We start from the raw sequence: 18,334 nt of genomic DNA, 5'->3' as shown, positions 1-18,334 counted from the left end.
ATAGGCTTAAAATCAATATTTTCCCACATTTTCAGAAAACAGAATTTCATCTAATTTGAATAAATTTCATTTGAATGGTGTGAATTTCACCCTAAAAATACACGATTTGAGCTAGATTTTACCAAAAAGTTCACACCATTTGAATTGTTAATATTTTGTACATTTTATAATAGATAAAAATTTAGAATAAATCTTAGGTATCTGATTTAGATTATAAATACTTAACAATGAACATTTAATAACTCACTTCATTTCTTAAACAATCTATCTTTCATAGAAAGTTCCAAAATAATCATTTTGTTTTGTTCCTCCAATGACATCCCAGAGGATACCAACTTTTCTTTTAAAATCGCTGAAATATATTGTATTTGATTACTTTCCACTTCGTCAACTAACGCCCTAATATCATCACCTTCAATACTCTCAAGAACATCATGTACAATAAATTTAGGAGTTGCTTTATTAATTTTTCTAGCAAAAAGTTGATAAGCAATATCGTATGCAGCAATAAGGGACTTTCTAGTCCCTGTACTTGTACCTTCAGATAGTTGGCCAATTGACACTGGAAATTCATCTGTCTTGGGATTATAAAGTAAGATAGGCTGTTCTTTATTTATTCGACCTGCAACGCTCTTAAAATAACTATTAAAAATATCCATTTTTTTCTGGTATTCTACTTCATTATTTTTAACGGTCTTCTCCAGTTCAGATAGTCTTTTTTCTATAGACTGTTTTTGCTCCTCAATGTTTTCTATGCTAATAATTGTTGAATTATTTTGTACTTTTTTTATTTTTAACTCATTTAGTTGATTTAATTTATCATAATATAAATCTACTTTATTTTCTTCTACTAAAGAAATAAATTCTGAATTTTTTTCAGTCAATTCCGTCAATATATTTTCTTTATTTTCCTTTTCTCTTATCAGTTCTTGAATTCTATCATTAAAATAAGACAATTTATTTCTACTCAATTGGGAATTAAATTCAACTAAATCCAAAAAAGTTTTAGTAATACTAGGCAGCAATTCTGAAATCTCTTGAAAAAAGTCATTTGCCAGTTCTTGATTAACTATTCTTTGGGATTTCTCCTCAGCCTCTTTGATATATTTTTGTAACTGTAAAATGTCAAAATCAATTTTACTTAATTGTCGACTTATCTCCTCGTATTTTTTTCTAATATTATTGATATGAACTCTATTTTTCTCAAATGCTTTTTTATCCACTAAATCATTTATTTCTTTTTCTAACCGATCAATTTCTTTATCAATTGCAACATTAATTTGTTTTATTTTTACAACATCATCTATAGTATTTGTTTTTTTATAATTCTCTTCCTTACTTTTTATTTTTTTTAATTCCTGTTTTAATTTACCAAGCTCTAAATCATTTTTAGGATCTGAAATATCGAACAAATAATTATATATAGCACGATATTCCGAAATATTTGAAAAATTATCTAATACTTTTAAAAATTGAGTATTATCCTTAGTCATTAAAATTCGTACAAATGACTTTATTGTGCTTCTAAAACTTGGTTTTTGAGAGCTGTTTTCAAATAATAATTCATTTAAATATTTGTTAACTTCATCATATGAAGTTTGCTCACCATTAATATATCGCTTACCTCTGTTAAACAACTCTGTCTTTATAGAAACTTCTTTAGAAGGATGGTTGAAATCATCTATTAATACCATATCAGTATAGATTTTTTGATTTTCAATGAACAATCTTAATTGTTCATTAACACTCTGTGTTTCATAATCTTTAAAAATGGCATCTTTACTTTTTGCCCCTAAACTTAAATCCAGTAGTTTTAAGCATGTTGTTTTTCCAACTTTATTATGCTTATCAGACTTCTCCGAATCCACTATAAAATTAATTCCATTTTTAAATTCTATTTTTCTCAATACAACATCAGTATTTTTACTGATAATACTCAAACTTTTAATGAACACTCTCAATATCTCCTTCATTATTAACTCTTATTTTATCTAATAGAAAAAGAAAATCTAGTGCTAAAATAAAAAAATCATAATTTAGTTCATCTTCAATTTCTTTTTGAAGTTCTATATAAAGACTTTCTATATTGACTTTCTTCTTTAAAATCAAGCCATGTACAATAGCTGAAAGATAAAAAATAGTCTTTTTGGGCTCAGCATTTTTATCAAGTAATAACATTATTATCCCCCATATAAATATTTGGATTCAATAATATCTGACACTCCATGACTCCATATTGAAGAAGTGCAATAATAAATTTATCCAATTCTAGGTCATCAATTTGACTAGATAAAAAATCAGGATCTCTCGCGATTCTTTCTTTGATATCATCATGCATCTTTTTCAAACATTCATCACCATTACCTACTATCGGATTTCCTTCTGCATCTATAGGAGTATGATCCATAAAAATATTCTTTATATTTTCAACTACTCTTTGACTATCTGTGAATTCATCTTTTAGTACATTTTCTAGTAAAATATAGTTACCGAGACCCTCTTTAAATAATCTAATATATCTCCTAGAATTATTAAATTGTAATTTTGCTTTTAATTCAGCTGGTTGTTCAAGTAAAAATTTTTCATCGTTTTGAGAGTGAAATCCTTCAACATATTTTAAAAGCTGAAAAATAACAGTTGGGATCAATGTACGCTGCTCAATATTTGTTATGTATAAATTTTGAGTATTATTATTGCTATGATTTCCAATACTCTGAGAATTAGCCATCTATTTTCCCCTATTACCAATATTTTGCACATTATTACTACTATTATTACCTATATTTTGACTATTATTAGAATTTTTTATAATTACTTCAATGTCTTTCTTATTTTTAAGAGAAATTGCCGTAGCATATATACCAAACAACGAGCCAACTATTCCCAAAATTGTATTTACAGTTTCCATTATCTACCTCTCATATTATATACTAAATATCCATGTGAAAATTAATGTTCTACCGTCACACTTCCCCCAGTTCTCTCAACCGTTCCTGACTCATCTTCAACATCTCTTCCTCCACCTTACTCCATTTTCCAAATAGGCATTCGTGTAGAACTTCTGCTGCTTATGTTTCATCTACTTGCGAATCATAAACACACGATTGATCTCTTTGAAAAATTTGAATTTGATTAAAAAGTTTATCCTTTTCCAACTCCCATAAGTTATCAACTAAATGTTCTACAATTCCATCATGATGCTCTTTGGAAGTCGCTCTAGCTTGACTAGGATCTATAGTATAGAGCTCTTCATAACGTATCAAGGTACTGAGATAGGACAATTCTGGCTTGGTAGCAATTAGTGCAAGTGAGACTTGATATCCTTTAGTTATCAATAATTGTGCCGTTTTTCTAGGAACTTCTGTTGTTCTCAAGGTGCCCTCGATTAACAAATGATAACCTTGTTTACTCAATTCATCTACGAGATATTCAACCATTTGGCCCGCAAATACTTTGGTATAATTCACACTATCTTTGCCATACTTTTCCTGTAGGCCAAGGTAGTTCGGATGAAAAGAGCGATAACTATCTCCATCAACGATAATGATATTTCCTTGAAATTCCCTTTGTTTAATACGATGAATCGTGGTTTTCCCAGCACCACTCTGTCCACCGAGCAAAACAGCCTTAGGATGAGATGAGGTTGTTTTTCCACGAGTTAAAGAACGAACGAGTCGTTTGGAGGCTTGTTCAAAATTATCTTGACTAAATTCTTCTAGTTTCATTAAGCCACCACCAGATGAGTAGCTTGTTCTAGCATACGTTCAATGCCATCCAAATAGCCATTAAATCTCTCTATATCCTCAAAAGTTGCAACAAGATAAATCCTCGTGTTAATCAAATCAGACAAATCATCGCTCATTAGAACCCAAGGATTAGAAGTATCATCAAATGCAATTCCTTGTTCATCTTGAAAACGATAAAGTTGCGCTAAGATATTCGCCCCTCGTTCTTTAATCACTTCAATTTTCAGAGTTAACTGATAATCTTCTACTGGTGTGAGCATTTTTTCTTCCCCTACGATATCGATATAAGAAACATTAAATTTCTTGCAGATACGATCTATTAATTCTGTCGAAACTCGACTTGTCCCATTTTCATAACGACTCAGACTATTTCTAGAGATACCAATGATCTTTGCAAACTCAGGCTGGGTTAATTTATGTGTTTTGCGTAACGTTTTTATATTTTCTCCAATCATGTAACTCCTCCTTTTATTTATTTCTATTATAGCACAAAAAAGACAAATGCACCATTTTTGGTGCGTTGTTACCGATAGACAGAATTCCACATATTTAGTTATTGAAGAAAAAGTACTATGAAGCTGTTCAAAAAGTCTTTGAGAATATAAAAAAGTAAGAAAACTACAATCGAAAACATATTGGAGATATGAATCTATGGTATACTAGTGATAATAAATAGTTATCAGTAGGAGAATGATTGATGAGTAATAAAACATGCTTTGTAGTCATGGGATATGGGGTTAAAAAAATTCCTGGAACTTTAGTAAAACTGAATTTAGACGATGTTTATTTTAAGTTTATAAAACCTGTATTATCTCGAAATCATTTAAAATCAGTCTACTCCACACAAGCATATCGAGGAGATGAAGTTCCAACTTCATTAGCTATTAATAAAAACTTCATAACATCTATTTTTTTAGCTGATATTGTGATTGCTGATATAAGCACTTTAAATCAAAATGCAATTTATGAGTTGGGACTTCGGCATGCAATGAGGCCAAAATCTACAATTATACTTTGTGAAGAACTAACTATTAGCAAATACCCATTTTTTGATATTTCAATGAATCCTCAATTAAGATATCATAGAAAGAAAATAGTATCTGATGAAAACTATAGAAAATCTCTGCAAGATAAATTAGAAGATATATTAATTTCTTGCCTAGAATCCAATACCGATTATATTGATAGTCCTGTATTTGATTTTAATTTGTATAAGATTAAACCATTAGTTCAATTAGATAAAAATGTACATGTAGCAGGAGCATCTATAAGGACAATGATTGAAAAAGCTGAAAATTCGAAGGAAAATATGCTGTTTAAAGAAGCCGAAAATCAGTATCTTCAAGTTTTAAACTTATCCTTTGATGAAGATATACTTTCTCAATATCTATTATGTCGCTATAAAAAAGATTTGTCCCTAGAAAATTTGCTTTTAACCTTATCATACGTTAATGAGAACATAGATTTAGCTACATCGACAAACGAAAACTTACTGGGGATTGTTGCAGCGATAAATAAACAAATATTTGGCCTAACTAAAGAATGCAAATTTTTAGAACAAGCTAGAAGATATTACAAAAATGGTTCAAATTTTGAGAGTGGGAATCTATATTGTGCTAGAAATTACTGTGCTCTTTTATTAAAACAATATCGTATATCTAAGGACATCGAATCAGTAAAAGAATACTATTACTCTGCTGTTCATTTTGCTAAAACTTGCTTAACAGAATTACAATTTCTCAAACGAGAAGAAACTGATCTTGACAATACTTGGTATAATGAAAACATTAAAGATTTAACCCTAATTGCATTTGGTACTGATGAATCAATTATTGAATTTAAGCCTGTTACAAAAAGGCAAGAAGAGACGGTAAGCTTAGGTCGTAAAGAGCTAAAGCATGATTATCATGAAACTCTAAAAATAATTAAAGAGTCTAGGACAAAAGTCTAACCTTAAATATAAAAAGCGAACAAAACGAGTTATCTGACACTCAGAATTCTGTCTTGTTCGCTTTTTTTGTATAATCTATCAATTTTTAAAATTTATAATAAAGAATTCCTAAAATCAAAATCTTTTTGTCCCAGACTCTTTTTAAAATCTTTTATCTCTTGATAATTTCCAATAATGTAAACCTAGCGGTGTCAAACGGCAAGACTTACTATTCATAGCAGCAAAGTACATATGCTCCTCTCCAACAGGTTCGATCAAACCTACACTTTCATAAAGCTGTAACTCTTTAAATTTACCAACATTTTCTTCTTTCGCAAAAGGTTCTTTATATTCATGAGTTACTTCAGGAGTATTAGTAAATTCAAATGATGGATCTAATTGAAATTCTGAAGTAGCTTCTGCAAAATATTGATGAAGTTTCCGTAGTACTTTTTTTGATACTTTAGCTTCAACAGTTCTGATAGGTAAAAAACCTGTAATATTTGTTTTAAATAGAGGTCTTTGTTCCCACGCTCCTAATGATTGATCTACAAAAGAATACAAACTAGCTGGAGTGATATTTCCACCAACATCTGCTGCTCCACCTTTTAGCCCCTGAATTAGTAATTCAGTAAACACACCATGACCAGTTATTCCATCTTCAATAGCAACCTCATCACGATTGCTTGCTGTTAGAATAGTAACACCTTTCCCAATATTGGCATTCGGTGAGTTATCACTAAAATCTCCTAACTTCCCAGAATAACAACAATCTAAAATGATAATTTTATTTCTACTTTTTGAAGCGTTTGCTAGTTGAAGTATATCATTCATAGAAATTCCCATATCATAGCCATTAAAATCTGGTGTTACGATTTGACCAGCCATCTCATCTGTCCCATGTCCTGAGAAATAAAAGAGTGCAATGTCAGATTCTCCTTCTTTAAATAGAGAATGAAGGTTCTTCAATAACTCTGCTTTTGTTTGTATATTGAGTTTTAGCTTAACACTGAAATTAGGGGAACCATCCTCGTTTGTCTCTAATAATTTCGCTATCTCCTCTGCATCATTTACACATCCCCCTAATGGAGCCTGAGAATAGTCATCAATACCAACAATTAATGCCTTGTTTTTTAACATAAATTATTCCTCACAATTGTTTTATCCAAGCGCTAATCTTTTCCCAATTCCAATCTACTACAGGAAGATAGCCACATTCATTTGGAATCGTTGCACCAATATGACCTTTGTTACCATAAATTGCAAGTAGTGGTATCCCCTCATCTGTAGCACAGTTCATTTCCCAAATTTGCCCATCGGCATTCTTGGTATTCCTAGTAATGATAGAAATCATACCATCACACCCTCTAATCCTTGTTCTACATTTAGTTTTCCATTGAGAATCCCACGGTTGCTTAACAGACATATCTACAAATTCAAATGGGGAGTTCGTATTTCGTGATTGTCCCCTTAGTAAATCTCGAAGATTTTCATCTTCAATTGCAAAGCTTATAAAAATTCTTTTCATCTATTTTATCCTATAAAAGTTTTGACTTTATTATACCACTTTAGAAAACGCTTTATACAATTTTTCCTTCAATTTTATTAAATGTTTGTTCTAGTGATTTTTTCCAACAGTATATCTCTTTTTCTAAAATATTTTCAAAAAAGAAATCAATTTGTGAAGTGTTTTCTAAAGTAAAATCTGATACAGATACAATTTTTTTATCATCCTTTAAAATACCATCAATACGTAAATCTTTTTGCTTAATAATTAAAATGGGAATATTATTTGAAATTGCCATAGCACCTTCAATTTGACAAAAAGAACTAGTAATCCATTTTCCATCTAATGATTGTTCTTCAGCTTCAAAAAAATTTTTATTCTTAACTGCTCCCTTTTTTAAAATACCAGATTGAATATATGTATGTCCAAAAGCTAAGATGACCATACCGTAACATCTTTTTATCATTTCATTCAAAACAGTTAAAGATTCATATGGTGAATAATCTTTTGCTTGCAATGTTATGCTTTCAATATTGTACTTATCTAAGGTACTTTTTAATTTTGCGATAAAGTACTGTTGTTCTTTAGTAAATGGATTGGGCCTACTCAAAAAAACTCTTATTTTTTTATTATTCACACCAGATTTCTCCTACCGATAACTATTTATTATCACTATACAAAGCATCCAAATAAGTTTATAATAGCATGATTATTGATAAAGGAGTTATTCATGGATTATACACTTATTTCTACTTTCTTAGACCACTGCGAAACTCATAGACGCTTAAGTTCACATACGATTAGAGCTTACAAAAATGATATTTTGCAGTTTTACAATTCAAATTACACCCGTGTGGAAACCTATGTTGAACATTTGATAAAATCCAATCTTAAATCTAATACATTACGTCGCAAAATCGCTAGTTTGAAGGTATTTTACAGCTACTTAAAATATCAGAATTTAGTTGATGAGAATCCTTTTAATCAATTACGTTTTCAATTTAGAACGGAAAAAATATTACCTAAAACAATTCCTTATGACATTTTGAAAAGTATTTTTTCACATTTAGAAGAGAAAGTTACCTATTCAAAATCTAAATATCAAAAACAAAAAGCTGAAAGAAATTTGCTAATCATTTCCCTATTGATTTCAACTGGTATTAGGGTTTCCGAACTTTGTCATATTCATCTCAAAAATATTAATCTTTCAAATAGGACTGTCCATATTATGGGAAAAGGTAAGAAAGAACGTATCCTATTTTTAGGAGATCAAATAACATTTAGCTTACTAGAAACATATATAAATAACTACTGTTTTCAATCCAGTGACTACCTATTCCCTGGAAAATATTCTATCAAACCATTGTCAGAGCAAAGTGTACGTTTAATTCTAAATACCCTTGTTAAACAACATAACTTAACTACACCTATTACTCCCCATATGTTTAGACATAGTTTCGCAACAATGCTTCTAGATAGTGATGTAGATATTCGATACATTCAACAAATTCTTGGACATAGTTCTATCTCAGTCACACAAATCTATACTCATGTATCTCAGTCAAAGCAAAAAGAAATTCTAACTCTGTATAATCCCATCGCTTCGATTCATTCACAGTCAAAAAAATAGGGCTACCTTCATGGAGGTAGCCCTATCCTGAATAATTAAGTCCAGTATCGTCACGAGCTTCGCCGTTATAGGCAAAGGGCTGACCTGTTGTATCTGTACTTGTCTTTCTTGCCCCATAGAGTTTATAGCTGCTTGATGCGACGGCTTGTCCATCCTTGGTCGCTCGGTCCTTAGCCACTTTCTGGTGGTAGGCTGTCGACACATCGTCAAAGATGCTGTGCCAGATGCTTCCTATCGTTTGCGGTAATGTGGATAGAGCTTGGAGGACATTCTGACTAAAGCCATACCAGAAGAGGGGGTGTTGGTCCCCACTTGGGGCTGTGTATGGTGACTTACGGCCTGACTTGGTATCCTTTGGCTTGCGTTGGAAGAGCTGATAGGTGTTCTTGCCTTCCTTGCGACTAGCAGTGAAGACGCGGTTGTCATCCCCATCGTAAAGCGCAGCCATGAGAAGACCCTTCTTGTCCTTGATCGCAAGCAGGCGGTTCTCTGTATCGTAGATATAGTCTAGCTTTTCTGAGTTCTTCTCAGAAGCGATGCGATTGCCATTCTTGTCGTAGGTATAGGTGATGGTACCATCTGGCCCTTCCAGTTTAGTCAAGCGGTTATGGTCATCATAGGTAAAACCTGTCTGGCTCTCCTTGCCATCGACTGTCTCGGTGCTGGTCAGCTTATTGCCCGCTAGGTCATAGGTGTAAGAGAGCTTGGAGAGTTCCTTACCAGCTCCATCCGATACCGTCATGTTTTCCACTTGACCTAGAGTATCGTAGGTATAGGTATGGACTAGGGTTTCCCCATCCTGCTTAATGGTTTCCTTGGCGATATAGCCACCATCGTCATACTCATAGCCGTAGCTGGAGATGAGCTTGTCCTGCTTGTCCACATGGCGGAGTTCAGTGAGGCGGTGAGCCTTGTCATAGGTCAAGAAGCTCTTGGTTCCATCTCCCCGAACAACCTCCGTCAGATCCCCTGCTTGGTTGTAGCTATAGGTGGTTTTTTGTCCCTTAACATCTGTCACGGAAGTGAGACGATCCAGTTCATCGTAAGTGTAAGATACCGTACTACCATCTGGGTAAATCATCTTCGAGATATTGCCATAAGCATCATACTCGTACTGGATCAGGCTACCATCTCCCTGACGAACACCCGTAATCTCGCCTTCTTCATTGGTCGCGTACTGACTGGTTCCTGTCAGGTCACTCATAGACACCCGACGGCCATCCGCATCATAGGTATAGAGGACTTGACCATCTTGCTTTTCAGAGTACTCCACCTTGAGCAGTTGATCCAGCTTGTTGTAGTCATAGCTGATGGTTTTCCCATCGGACTTGGTTACTTTTTCGAGCTGGTTATTGATATTGTAGGTATAGGTCTCCTTGTCTCCGAGACTGGTCATGCGCTCCACTAGATTGGAAAGCTGGTCGTAGCTGTAGCTTGTGACCTTGCCATTTCCATTCGTGACCGAAGTGACATTGCCCACACTGTCGTAGGTATAGCTAGAGGTAGAAGCCTTTTCTCCACTTCCTTGTGTCGCTGTAAGCAACTGATCCTTTAGGTCATAGGTGTAGGTCTTGACACGCTTGCTTCCGGATGTGACACTAGTGAGGTTGCCATTGGCATCATAGGTCATGCTTGCGACGCCACCAGCCTCATCTGTGATCTTCGTGAGATGGTTATCGTGGTCATAGCCATACTTAGTCCACTGGCCTGCCGTATCGCTTTCTGAGGTGAGGCGATTGAGGCTATCATAGGTTCGTTTGGTCACTTGACCGAGAGGATTCGTCTCCTCAAGGAGATTGCCATTCGGGTCATAGGTATAGGTCGTTTCGCGTTTGCCATTGATGGTTCGTTTGGTTACCTGACCGACTGGGTCATAGCTTGACTCCACTGTTCGACCAGTTGGCGTTTTGATCGTTTTTAGTTGATCGAGGGTCGTATAGTCAAAGGTGGTTGTAGCACCTGACGGCTTGGTCAGTTTAGCTAGATTCCCCGCCTCATCGTAGCTATACTTGGTTTCAAGTTCAAGGGCGTTCTTAGCCGTTAAGAGACGGCCAACCTTGTCATAGCTATAGTGATTGCTTCGATCGGATTGGTCTGTCTCTTTCACCAAGTTCCCAGACACATCATAGCTATAGGTTTTCGATAGTCCCTGTGGACCTGTTTGCTTGGTGAGACGTCCCAAGGCGTCATAGGCGTAGGTGTAAGCCGCCTCATTTGGTAAGGTGCGTTTGGTCACACGGCCATAAAGGTCATTGACATAGTTGGTGCTATGACCGTTGGCATCTGTTTCTTTTGACAAGCTACCTGTAGTATCATAGGCATACTGTGTCTCTCCACCTGTTGGACGTTTCTTGCTTCTGACACGGTTCATACTGTCATAGCTGTAGGTCGTTGTATGACCTTCACCACTGGTTTCGCTCAAGCGATTGCCCAAAGCATCATAGCTGAAACTTTGCTTACTTCCTGTAGGAGCTACTGTTTCGATGATTCGTCCTAATGGGTCGTACTTAAAGGCTGTCGCTTGACCATTTGGATCCGTATAGAGTACCAATTTCTTATTGGCATCATAGCCATAGCTACTTGAATGGCCATTGGCATCGGTCATTTTAGATAGGTTGCCAAGGACATCATATTCGTAAGTAGAGGTATTGCCATCGGCATCCGACTCTGTCACCACTCGGTTGAGAGCATCGTAGCTATACTTGGTTTCACGTTTCAGATGATCGACAGTCTTGAGCAGATTGCCATTTTGATCATAGTGATAGGTCTTGGTCTTACCTTCTTGGTCAGTTGAACTTGCGACATTGCCCATGACATCATAGGCAAAGGTTTCGCTGGTCTTATCTGCGTAAACCACCTTCGTCAGCTGGTTGTCACTATTATAGCTGTATTGGGTAACCTCACCCAAGCTGTTTGTTAAAGTGAGGCGATTTCCTGCCTTATCGTAGGTGTAGGTCTCATTGAGATCCTGATTATCTTTTTTGTTCACTACACGGTTGGCGGCATCGTAGCTATACTCCGTTACCAAACCACTAGAATGCGTCTGCTTGAGGAGACGATCAAGGGCATCGTATTCTTGCTTTACGGTAGTTCCGTCTGGAAGAGTCACTTCCTCCAGTTGAGCCGTTGAGGTATAGGTCATCTTAGTGACATTGCCATTGGCATCGGTGACCTGAATCGGATAGCCCAGTTCATTATAGGTGTACTGAGTCTTGCCACCCAAGGCATCTGTCAACTCTGTTAACTGTTCCATCTGGTTGTAGGCCATCTTAGTGACATTGCCTAAACCATCTGTAATACTGGAAACTTGATTTTGACCTGTATAGGTCGTACTAGCAGTATAGCCTGCCGCATCTGTTAGGCTATTTTGATTGCCATTGGCATCATAGGTCATACTAGTACGGTGCCCCAAGGCATTGGTCGTTGCAATCAGGCGCCCTGCCTTGCTGTATTCATAAGTCGTTTCTTTTCCAAGGGCATCTGTCATGGACAGGATATTCCCCATCGCATCCAACACATAGGAAACACTGCTACCATCTGGGTAGGTCATACCTGTCACATTTCCTGCTGCATCATAGGTATAGCTAGTAGTCTTTTTCCCTTTGGTTTCACTGAGTTTATTACCAACACTGTCATAGGTGTAGGTCACTGTTTGCCCTGCTTCATCTGTGTAAGATAGCACACGACCCATGATATCATAAGTAGTCTCTGCCTTTGTGCCGATTGGGTAAGAGACTGAGGTTAACTTGCCTGCAGCGTCATAAGTGTTTTGAGTAACTTGCCCCAGAGCATCTGTGATGGTTTTAACGGCATTATTTCTATCATCGTAAGTCAAGCTACTGCTATTGCCTGCTTCATTGGTTCGAGTGACAATTCGACCCAGTACATCACGAGTAACGGTAGTCGTTTGACCTGAAGCATTGGTTTCTGTTAGGAAACGACCTTTGCTATCATAGGTATAGCTAGTAGTGTGTCCTTCTGCATCAGTCACAGAAAGCTGGTTTCCAACACCATCATAAGTGTAGCTATAGGTTCCACCTTCTCCATTCGAAGCACCGACTTTTCGGCCGAAACCATCCTAGGTGAAGGTTGTCGTGTTACCATTCCCTTCTGTCACAGCTGTCACTTGACCTGCCTTGTCAAAAGTATGACTCGTCCCAACACCATCAGCATCTTTTTCGCTCAGCTTGCGACCTTCTGCATCATAGGTAAAGGTCTTTGCCCCACCGAGAGGATTCTTAATGCTAGTGACTTGATTGTGTGCATTGTAGGTAAAGGTTGATACGCCTCCCAAAGGATTGGTAATGCTTACCAGATTCGCACCTTGATAGGCAAAGGAAGTTGTGTGACCAGCCGCATCTGTCGTAGATAAGATGCGCCCTTGCTAATCGACAGTATAGGCAATCTTAGACCCATCTGGTAATATCGTCTGAATTAGATTGCCATTGGCATCATAACTATGGGCTGTCGATGCACCACTAAAATCAGTGAGAGACAGAAGATGGTTCTTCTCATCATAGCTAGAAGTTTTTACTGCACCATCAAAACGCGTTTCTGTCAAGATATTGCCATTGCTATCATAGGTGTAGCGAGTTGTTTGACCTGCTTCATTCGTCACACTTGACAGACGGTTGTTGTCATCATACGTTTTTGAGACACTAGTTCCATCGGCATAGCGAATGCCCGTTGTACGATATTGCTCATCGTAAGTATATACGGTTTGATTGCCATTTCCATCAGTAGTGGTAGTCTGACCTTGACTATAAGAGAGAGTTGAAACAGCACCTGCACCATCTGTTTGCTTGGTAACACGATTTTCCTCATCGTACTCGTTTTGGATAATCTTGGTGCCATTTCCATCGTACCAGGCTGTCATACGTCCCTTGTCGTCATATTCATAACGAGTAGGAACTCCCGTCGCATCCGTATAGGTAATTAAATGACCATTCGTGTCGTATTCATAGGTCAAAGTCGAGCCATTTGGGATTTGAATCGCACCTATATAGCCCTCTGAGTTATAGGTGATACTATAAATCAAGCCTGTAGGCGATGTAATCTTGGTTAGCTGGTAATTTTCATTATAATCAAAGCTTGTTTTGTTACCTTTTTCATCCGTCTGACTCGTTAAGAGGCCATGATAGTTAAAGATTTTCTCTTGATGATTGTGATCAACAATTCGGTATTCCTTAACATCATAGTCTTCTTTTTCGTCTCCGCCAAAATCACCTTTCTTCGTTTCAACTTTTTTTACTTCAAGAGTGAGGTCATAACCGCTTGGAGCACGATAGTTATCACCATCCTTCGTAAACTTAAGAATTGAACCATCTGTACGAGTATAGTAAAGATTTTGGTCTTCATCGCTCGATAACTGTTCATTAAAGGCAAATGACCAACCACGACCAAAGAGACTATTGATGCCTGCTGCTTTAGAGTTATATGCGCGAGTAATTTCAAACTTCCCGTCAACATCAGTGATAGAAACATCTGTTCGATCTAGGTAAAAATTCCCCGTATTCAGATTGATAGGTTCAAATCCAAACTCACAGTGAAGACCGCGTCCCATTAAAAGCCTGTCTATTTCTGCCTTGGTATTAGATGTCAAGGCTGGTGGATTATAAGGTTTATCAGCATTCTTTCTTGGATTGCGAATAAAAAGGGTATTATTTTGTACAACCATCATATCTTGGATACGATTATCGTAAGCAAGTTGATTCAGTGGTACTCCATAGTAAGCCGCAATCTTTGGAAGGGTATCAAACTGGGTAACTTTGTAAATCAAGAAAGTATCGCTTGATTTTTTACCGCTGGTCTGACCATCCTTTTTACTCTCTGCGTCAATCGTATAAACCTTGTTTAGTTCAGGTTCTGTGAAAGGCACCTGAGTCTGCCAGTTTGAGAGCTTATCTTTATATTTAGTTGTTCCTTTTTCAAAGGCTGCATCAAAGGAACTACTATCAGGGTATTTGTAAGAAAAACTTGCAGAACTTTGACCCTTGTAGTCTTTCGCAGTGTCACTAAGGTTATAATCAACCTGAGCACCCGGTGTTGTCAGACCATCCGCAAAGACTCCTTGAAATTGCAGTTTCCCTTTCTTATCTGTCTTCACCATGGTCCGAAGATTGATGGTAGTGTTCCCAATCGGATAATTGACATCAACCGGGTCTGGAACAGACCAATTAATCGTCAAACTCGGGGCCTTATCTGGGGTAAACCCAATCTGTCCTGCATTATCTGCAGTAGCTTCGGTTGTATAGAAAGCACCACCATCTGAGCCCTCGTCAGTTGCAGCTACAACTAGACCATAGTTTGGTTCTAAACCTTGAACCCATGCATTTACAGTCTCACGGATATCAAAGTTATGCATCCCGATCTTCTTACCACTGGTCGCATTCTTTCCTGCGATTTCCATATCAAGTCCCACAGAAGTATCCCATGTAAGGGTATTGATATCAAAATCTTGCTTCAAGCGATAAGCCGCAAACTGGGTTGATTGAGAATCTGGAGCAGTGTATTCATAAATATTTAGACTTGCACTATCGATACGTGCTTCCTTAGGAATACTCTTTTGAAAATCGTAGTTAATCTTAAAGTACATCCTTGCACGTCCGATGTCACGAACACCTGGAACACCAGCCATCCCCATCATCTCAGCTGTCATATACCCAACATATCCATAGGCATAACCTTGGTACTGCCCATGTACAGATGAAGTCACAACATCAAGGATTTTTTCTCTTGGAACCGTTACAGTCGGGTCGATCCGAACAGGATACTTACGGTCTGAAGCAGACAACCATTCTTTACTAGCTGTGACTGTCACTTCATGACGTCCATCTCCTTTTTGAGTCCAAGGGTTATAACATTACTTGTAGCGCCGGCACTATCCACCATCATTGGGGCAGTTAGTACAAAGAGGATCTTTGTTTTCCCCTTTTCACGAACAAGGATTTGATTGTCTTTCAAAGAAACATCATACTTAGATGCATCCAAACCATAAGTAAAGGAGTTCTTCCCACCCCACTCTGCTAAGATAATCTCTTCTTTGACACCATTAGACTGTACCGTATATTGCACATCTGTTTTGCCATCAACATTATTGTATAAGATGGCATTCTTTTCGACAGTTGCCTGATCATACGTTTTATCAAGCGGATACAGGGAAATTTTGTCATCCTTATGTGTAATATCAATGGGAGTCTCTTCTTTGACTTCGCTCGGAAGAACTACTCCTACTGGAGATTCTTTAGGTAGATAATAGTGTTTTCCATTGGCATGATAAGAATAGAGAGATAAGTCAACAGGAACTTCCACCCCTTCTTGATCAATATAGGTTTTAATATCACTTCCAATATGCGTCACAAAGTGAGTTTCATCCACACGAAACAATTGTTCTTGCCCACTAATCGCTACTGGTTCTCCATATTGTTTCTTTAGTTCTGCCTCTGCCTTACTCTCTTCGTTGACCACCTTTGGTTGCTGTAGGGCATCTCCACCATCTTTTGCTGGTTTTGAGGCGTCAGCACTCGTCGAATGTTCCGTATTCGCATTCTCAGAACCTACAGTCTGGCTACTCGCCTCTGTAACAGCTTTTTTATAAGCGGCCTCCGCCTGACCTTGTTTGATTGCATGGCTTATTTCTTCTGCATAAATAAGCGGGGTATTAGAAATAAATAAACTCAGCAATAATAACCACTGTATGGTCTTACGAAGTCTTTTCATCATCATTCTCCTTTGTAAGATAAATAAAATAATAAAGTGTAAAAATTAAAACAAGAGCATCACCGATGGATAAAACGAAAGAACCTAGTATTGGGAACCAAACAGCGATAGCTAAACAAAAGGCAACAAGAAGCATGGATACCAGAACAGGTAGTCGCAATTGATCTACCCTACTTTTAATTGGTAAAGCTTTGTAAATACTAACCAGACTATAGGATAAGATTACTTTAAGAAAAGTTTGTATAATGCTAGTAAAAGCCCAGATAGCAATCTTGACATGATCATACTCCAAACTCGTATTATCGTATAAAATTTGACCCAAGCCTCCGATGAGGATGCCACATAAAATCGCACTAAACAAGTAAATCAGAATAGTGTGATTTAAACGTTTATCTGATCGATACTGCTTATAAAACCAGATCGCTATTGGAAAAATAAGAACTGTTCCTATCATTAAAAATAGTAGGCTGAGTAAGGTCAGAATGAGTGATAAACCTTCCTCAACTACCACAGGGGAAATCGCACCTGTAAATAGAAGGCGTTGCCCCACTCCTAAAAACAGTAAGCCAGTAGCTAGTCTCCAAAACCTTGAGAGTCTTAATATTTTCATTATTTACTTGTCCTTTCTTTGACACTTTTTAAACGAGCAGTAACCACAAATCGTTGATCATTTCCAGCAACATCACAGGTTGACAAGATTAAAAATCGATCTTTTTGAGGGTCAGTAACTATCTGGCGATAGAATCCCCCATAGTCTGAGGTTCTTATCTGTAATGTATCTAAATAATATCGGAGACCTTCTCGACTTCCTAATTTAAATGTATGAAAAAGATGATCATCTGTATAAGAATGGGCTGCCAGTACCTCATATTCAAAATGTTGAGTCAACGTGTCAATTTTGATGCTCTCATGCTCGTTAAAAAAAGCTGGTTTGGCAAAATAATCTAAAGACCCGAACATAGAATCATCTAGCATAGCATGACCATAAATAATAGTGACAGGATCTTCAAATGTTTTTTTGTTAACCAGCTCTGTGAATATGGCTCCATAATAGGTCTCTTCACCATCTATATCGTGAGATAGGTAATAGGTATCATCCCTTGAATGTTGAGCGACTGGATAGTCAATTCGAGTCCCTTCGACTGTTAGCCAAGCAAAGACATCTGGATTCTGATGAAACCTCGTCTCTATTGCATTTTGAGAATGCTTCTCTACAGCTTTCTGTTCGAACCCATCCAAGATCTTTAGACCTAAAAATAAAACTGCAACCATTGCAATTAATGATAAACTAAACCTTAAAATTTTCATGTAATCGCTCCCATACTATCATTATATCAGACCCCTATAACCCTTGTAAATACATTATCCCTTTAAATTATACTTTTATTAAAATATTTTGATAATCATATACATGTATACCGCTTCATTACCTGTTTGATCGCTACTTTTTAACAGAAAAGAGGAGCCCTCTCCAAATGAGAATGGGTTCCTCTTTTAATGACTGTTTGAGCTGACTCTAATTTTTTCCTAAACTCTCTTGTGATAGAAGACTCCTTGAACCTGTAAAGCTCCAATTCTTACATTTTCTATAGAAAAATCGAGTTCTAAAATCGTTTTTAATTGAGAAGAATCCCTAGATATTTCATGATCTAGATAGTCACAATGTGCGATTCCTTCCCCTTATTTCGCTACATATTTATCTGATTCCATGAAGTCTTTCGTAATGATAGATTTCATAAATAGAAATGTGATTCCAATAGCTGTCGGAAAGATTGCATATCGTAATCTTAAAAAGTAATGGT

At 36.7% G+C, this 18,334-nt stretch carries 16 protein-coding genes and 1 pseudogene; 2 read left to right on the top strand and 15 right to left on the bottom strand.

What is annotated here, in order from left to right; translation table 11 throughout:
- Positions 1-248: 248 nt before the first annotated feature.
- The 6 genes and pseudogenes from B7721_RS03900 to pezA all read right to left on the bottom strand — a co-directional run bounded on the left by B7721_RS03900 (position 249) and on the right by pezA (position 4,201).
- Positions 249-1,955 (bottom strand): hypothetical protein, encoded by a 1,707-nt coding sequence (locus B7721_RS03900; protein WP_084877601.1) that lies wholly within the window; start codon positions 1,953-1,955, stop codon positions 249-251.
- Entirely contained in the window at positions 1,945-2,178 is a 234-nt protein-coding gene (locus B7721_RS03895) for an ABC-three component system middle component 6 (protein WP_084877600.1), read from the bottom strand. The genes B7721_RS03900 and B7721_RS03895 overlap by 11 nt, the downstream gene beginning before the upstream one ends.
- Positions 2,165-2,728, bottom strand: coding sequence for a hypothetical protein (locus tag B7721_RS03890; RefSeq protein WP_084877598.1), 564 nt, complete (start codon positions 2,726-2,728; stop codon positions 2,165-2,167). Before B7721_RS03890 ends, B7721_RS03895 begins: the two co-directional genes overlap by 14 nt.
- Positions 2,729-2,908 (bottom strand): hypothetical protein, encoded by a 180-nt coding sequence (locus B7721_RS03885; protein WP_042769174.1) that lies wholly within the window; start codon positions 2,906-2,908, stop codon positions 2,729-2,731.
- Positions 2,909-2,963: 55 nt separating this feature from the next.
- A pseudogene (gene pezT, locus B7721_RS03880) lies at positions 2,964-3,725 on the bottom strand (type II toxin-antitoxin system toxin PezT).
- A complete protein-coding gene (gene pezA, locus B7721_RS03875) occupies positions 3,725-4,201 on the bottom strand; it encodes a type II toxin-antitoxin system antitoxin PezA (RefSeq protein WP_084877597.1) in 477 nt (158 codons plus the stop codon). The pseudogene pezT and the gene pezA overlap by 1 nt, the downstream one beginning before the upstream one ends.
- 242 nt (positions 4,202-4,443) lie before the next feature.
- Between pezA and B7721_RS03870 the strand changes: the two genes are divergently transcribed.
- A complete protein-coding gene (locus B7721_RS03870) occupies positions 4,444-5,697 on the top strand; it encodes a hypothetical protein (protein ID WP_084877595.1) in 1,254 nt (417 codons plus the stop codon).
- A 141-nt stretch (positions 5,698-5,838) separates the two neighbouring features.
- Here B7721_RS03870 and B7721_RS03865 read toward each other — a convergent pair whose 3' ends face one another.
- From B7721_RS03865 to B7721_RS03855, 3 genes are read right to left on the bottom strand one after another with little or no spacing between them, the layout of a single operon-like run.
- A complete protein-coding gene (locus B7721_RS03865) occupies positions 5,839-6,816 on the bottom strand; it encodes a caspase family protein (protein WP_084877593.1) in 978 nt (325 codons plus the stop codon).
- 10 nt (positions 6,817-6,826) lie between these two features.
- Entirely contained in the window at positions 6,827-7,204 is a 378-nt protein-coding gene (locus B7721_RS03860) for a TIR domain-containing protein (RefSeq protein WP_084877592.1), read from the bottom strand.
- A gap of 52 nt (positions 7,205-7,256) precedes the next feature.
- Positions 7,257-7,820 (bottom strand): hypothetical protein, encoded by a 564-nt coding sequence (locus tag B7721_RS03855; protein ID WP_084877590.1) that lies wholly within the window; start codon positions 7,818-7,820, stop codon positions 7,257-7,259.
- Between the two features lie 93 nt (positions 7,821-7,913).
- Between B7721_RS03855 and B7721_RS03850 the strand changes: the two genes are divergently transcribed.
- Positions 7,914-8,813 (top strand): tyrosine-type recombinase/integrase, encoded by a 900-nt coding sequence (locus tag B7721_RS03850; protein WP_061409707.1) that lies wholly within the window; start codon positions 7,914-7,916, stop codon positions 8,811-8,813.
- Positions 8,814-8,835: 22 nt separating this feature from the next.
- Here the strand turns inward: B7721_RS03850 and B7721_RS10295 are convergent, their stop codons facing one another.
- The 6 genes from B7721_RS10295 to B7721_RS03835 all read right to left on the bottom strand — a co-directional run bounded on the left by B7721_RS10295 (position 8,836) and on the right by B7721_RS03835 (position 17,840).
- A complete protein-coding gene (locus tag B7721_RS10295; protein ID WP_239823798.1) occupies positions 8,836-12,804 on the bottom strand; it encodes a hypothetical protein in 3,969 nt (1,322 codons plus the stop codon).
- An 87-nt stretch (positions 12,805-12,891) separates the two neighbouring features.
- Positions 12,892-13,107, bottom strand: a complete 216-nt coding sequence (locus B7721_RS10285) for an RHS repeat domain-containing protein (protein WP_239823797.1) — start codon at positions 13,105-13,107, stop codon at positions 12,892-12,894.
- A 90-nt stretch (positions 13,108-13,197) separates the two neighbouring features.
- Complete coding sequence (locus B7721_RS10275) at positions 13,198-15,633, bottom strand: DNRLRE domain-containing protein (protein ID WP_239823796.1); 2,436 nt, start codon at positions 15,631-15,633, stop codon at positions 13,198-13,200.
- Positions 15,630-16,532 (bottom strand): hypothetical protein, encoded by a 903-nt coding sequence (locus B7721_RS10270; protein ID WP_239823795.1) that lies wholly within the window; start codon positions 16,530-16,532, stop codon positions 15,630-15,632. Before B7721_RS10270 ends, B7721_RS10275 begins: the two co-directional genes overlap by 4 nt.
- Entirely contained in the window at positions 16,516-17,142 is a 627-nt protein-coding gene (locus B7721_RS03840) for a hypothetical protein (protein WP_084877589.1), read from the bottom strand. The genes B7721_RS10270 and B7721_RS03840 overlap by 17 nt, the downstream gene beginning before the upstream one ends.
- Positions 17,142-17,840 carry a class B sortase gene (locus B7721_RS03835; protein WP_084877587.1) on the bottom strand — a complete coding sequence of 233 codons (699 nt, stop codon included), beginning with the start codon at positions 17,838-17,840 and terminating at the stop codon, positions 17,142-17,144. The genes B7721_RS03840 and B7721_RS03835 overlap by 1 nt, the downstream gene beginning before the upstream one ends.
- Between the last annotated feature and the right edge of the window lie 494 nt (positions 17,841-18,334).

It is taken from the genome of Streptococcus oralis subsp. oralis (assembly GCF_002096445.1).
GTDB lineage: Bacteria > Bacillota > Bacilli > Lactobacillales > Streptococcaceae > Streptococcus > Streptococcus oralis_N.
Note: the sequence above shows the minus strand (reverse complement) of the source record. Positions and strands in the feature narration are given on the sequence as shown.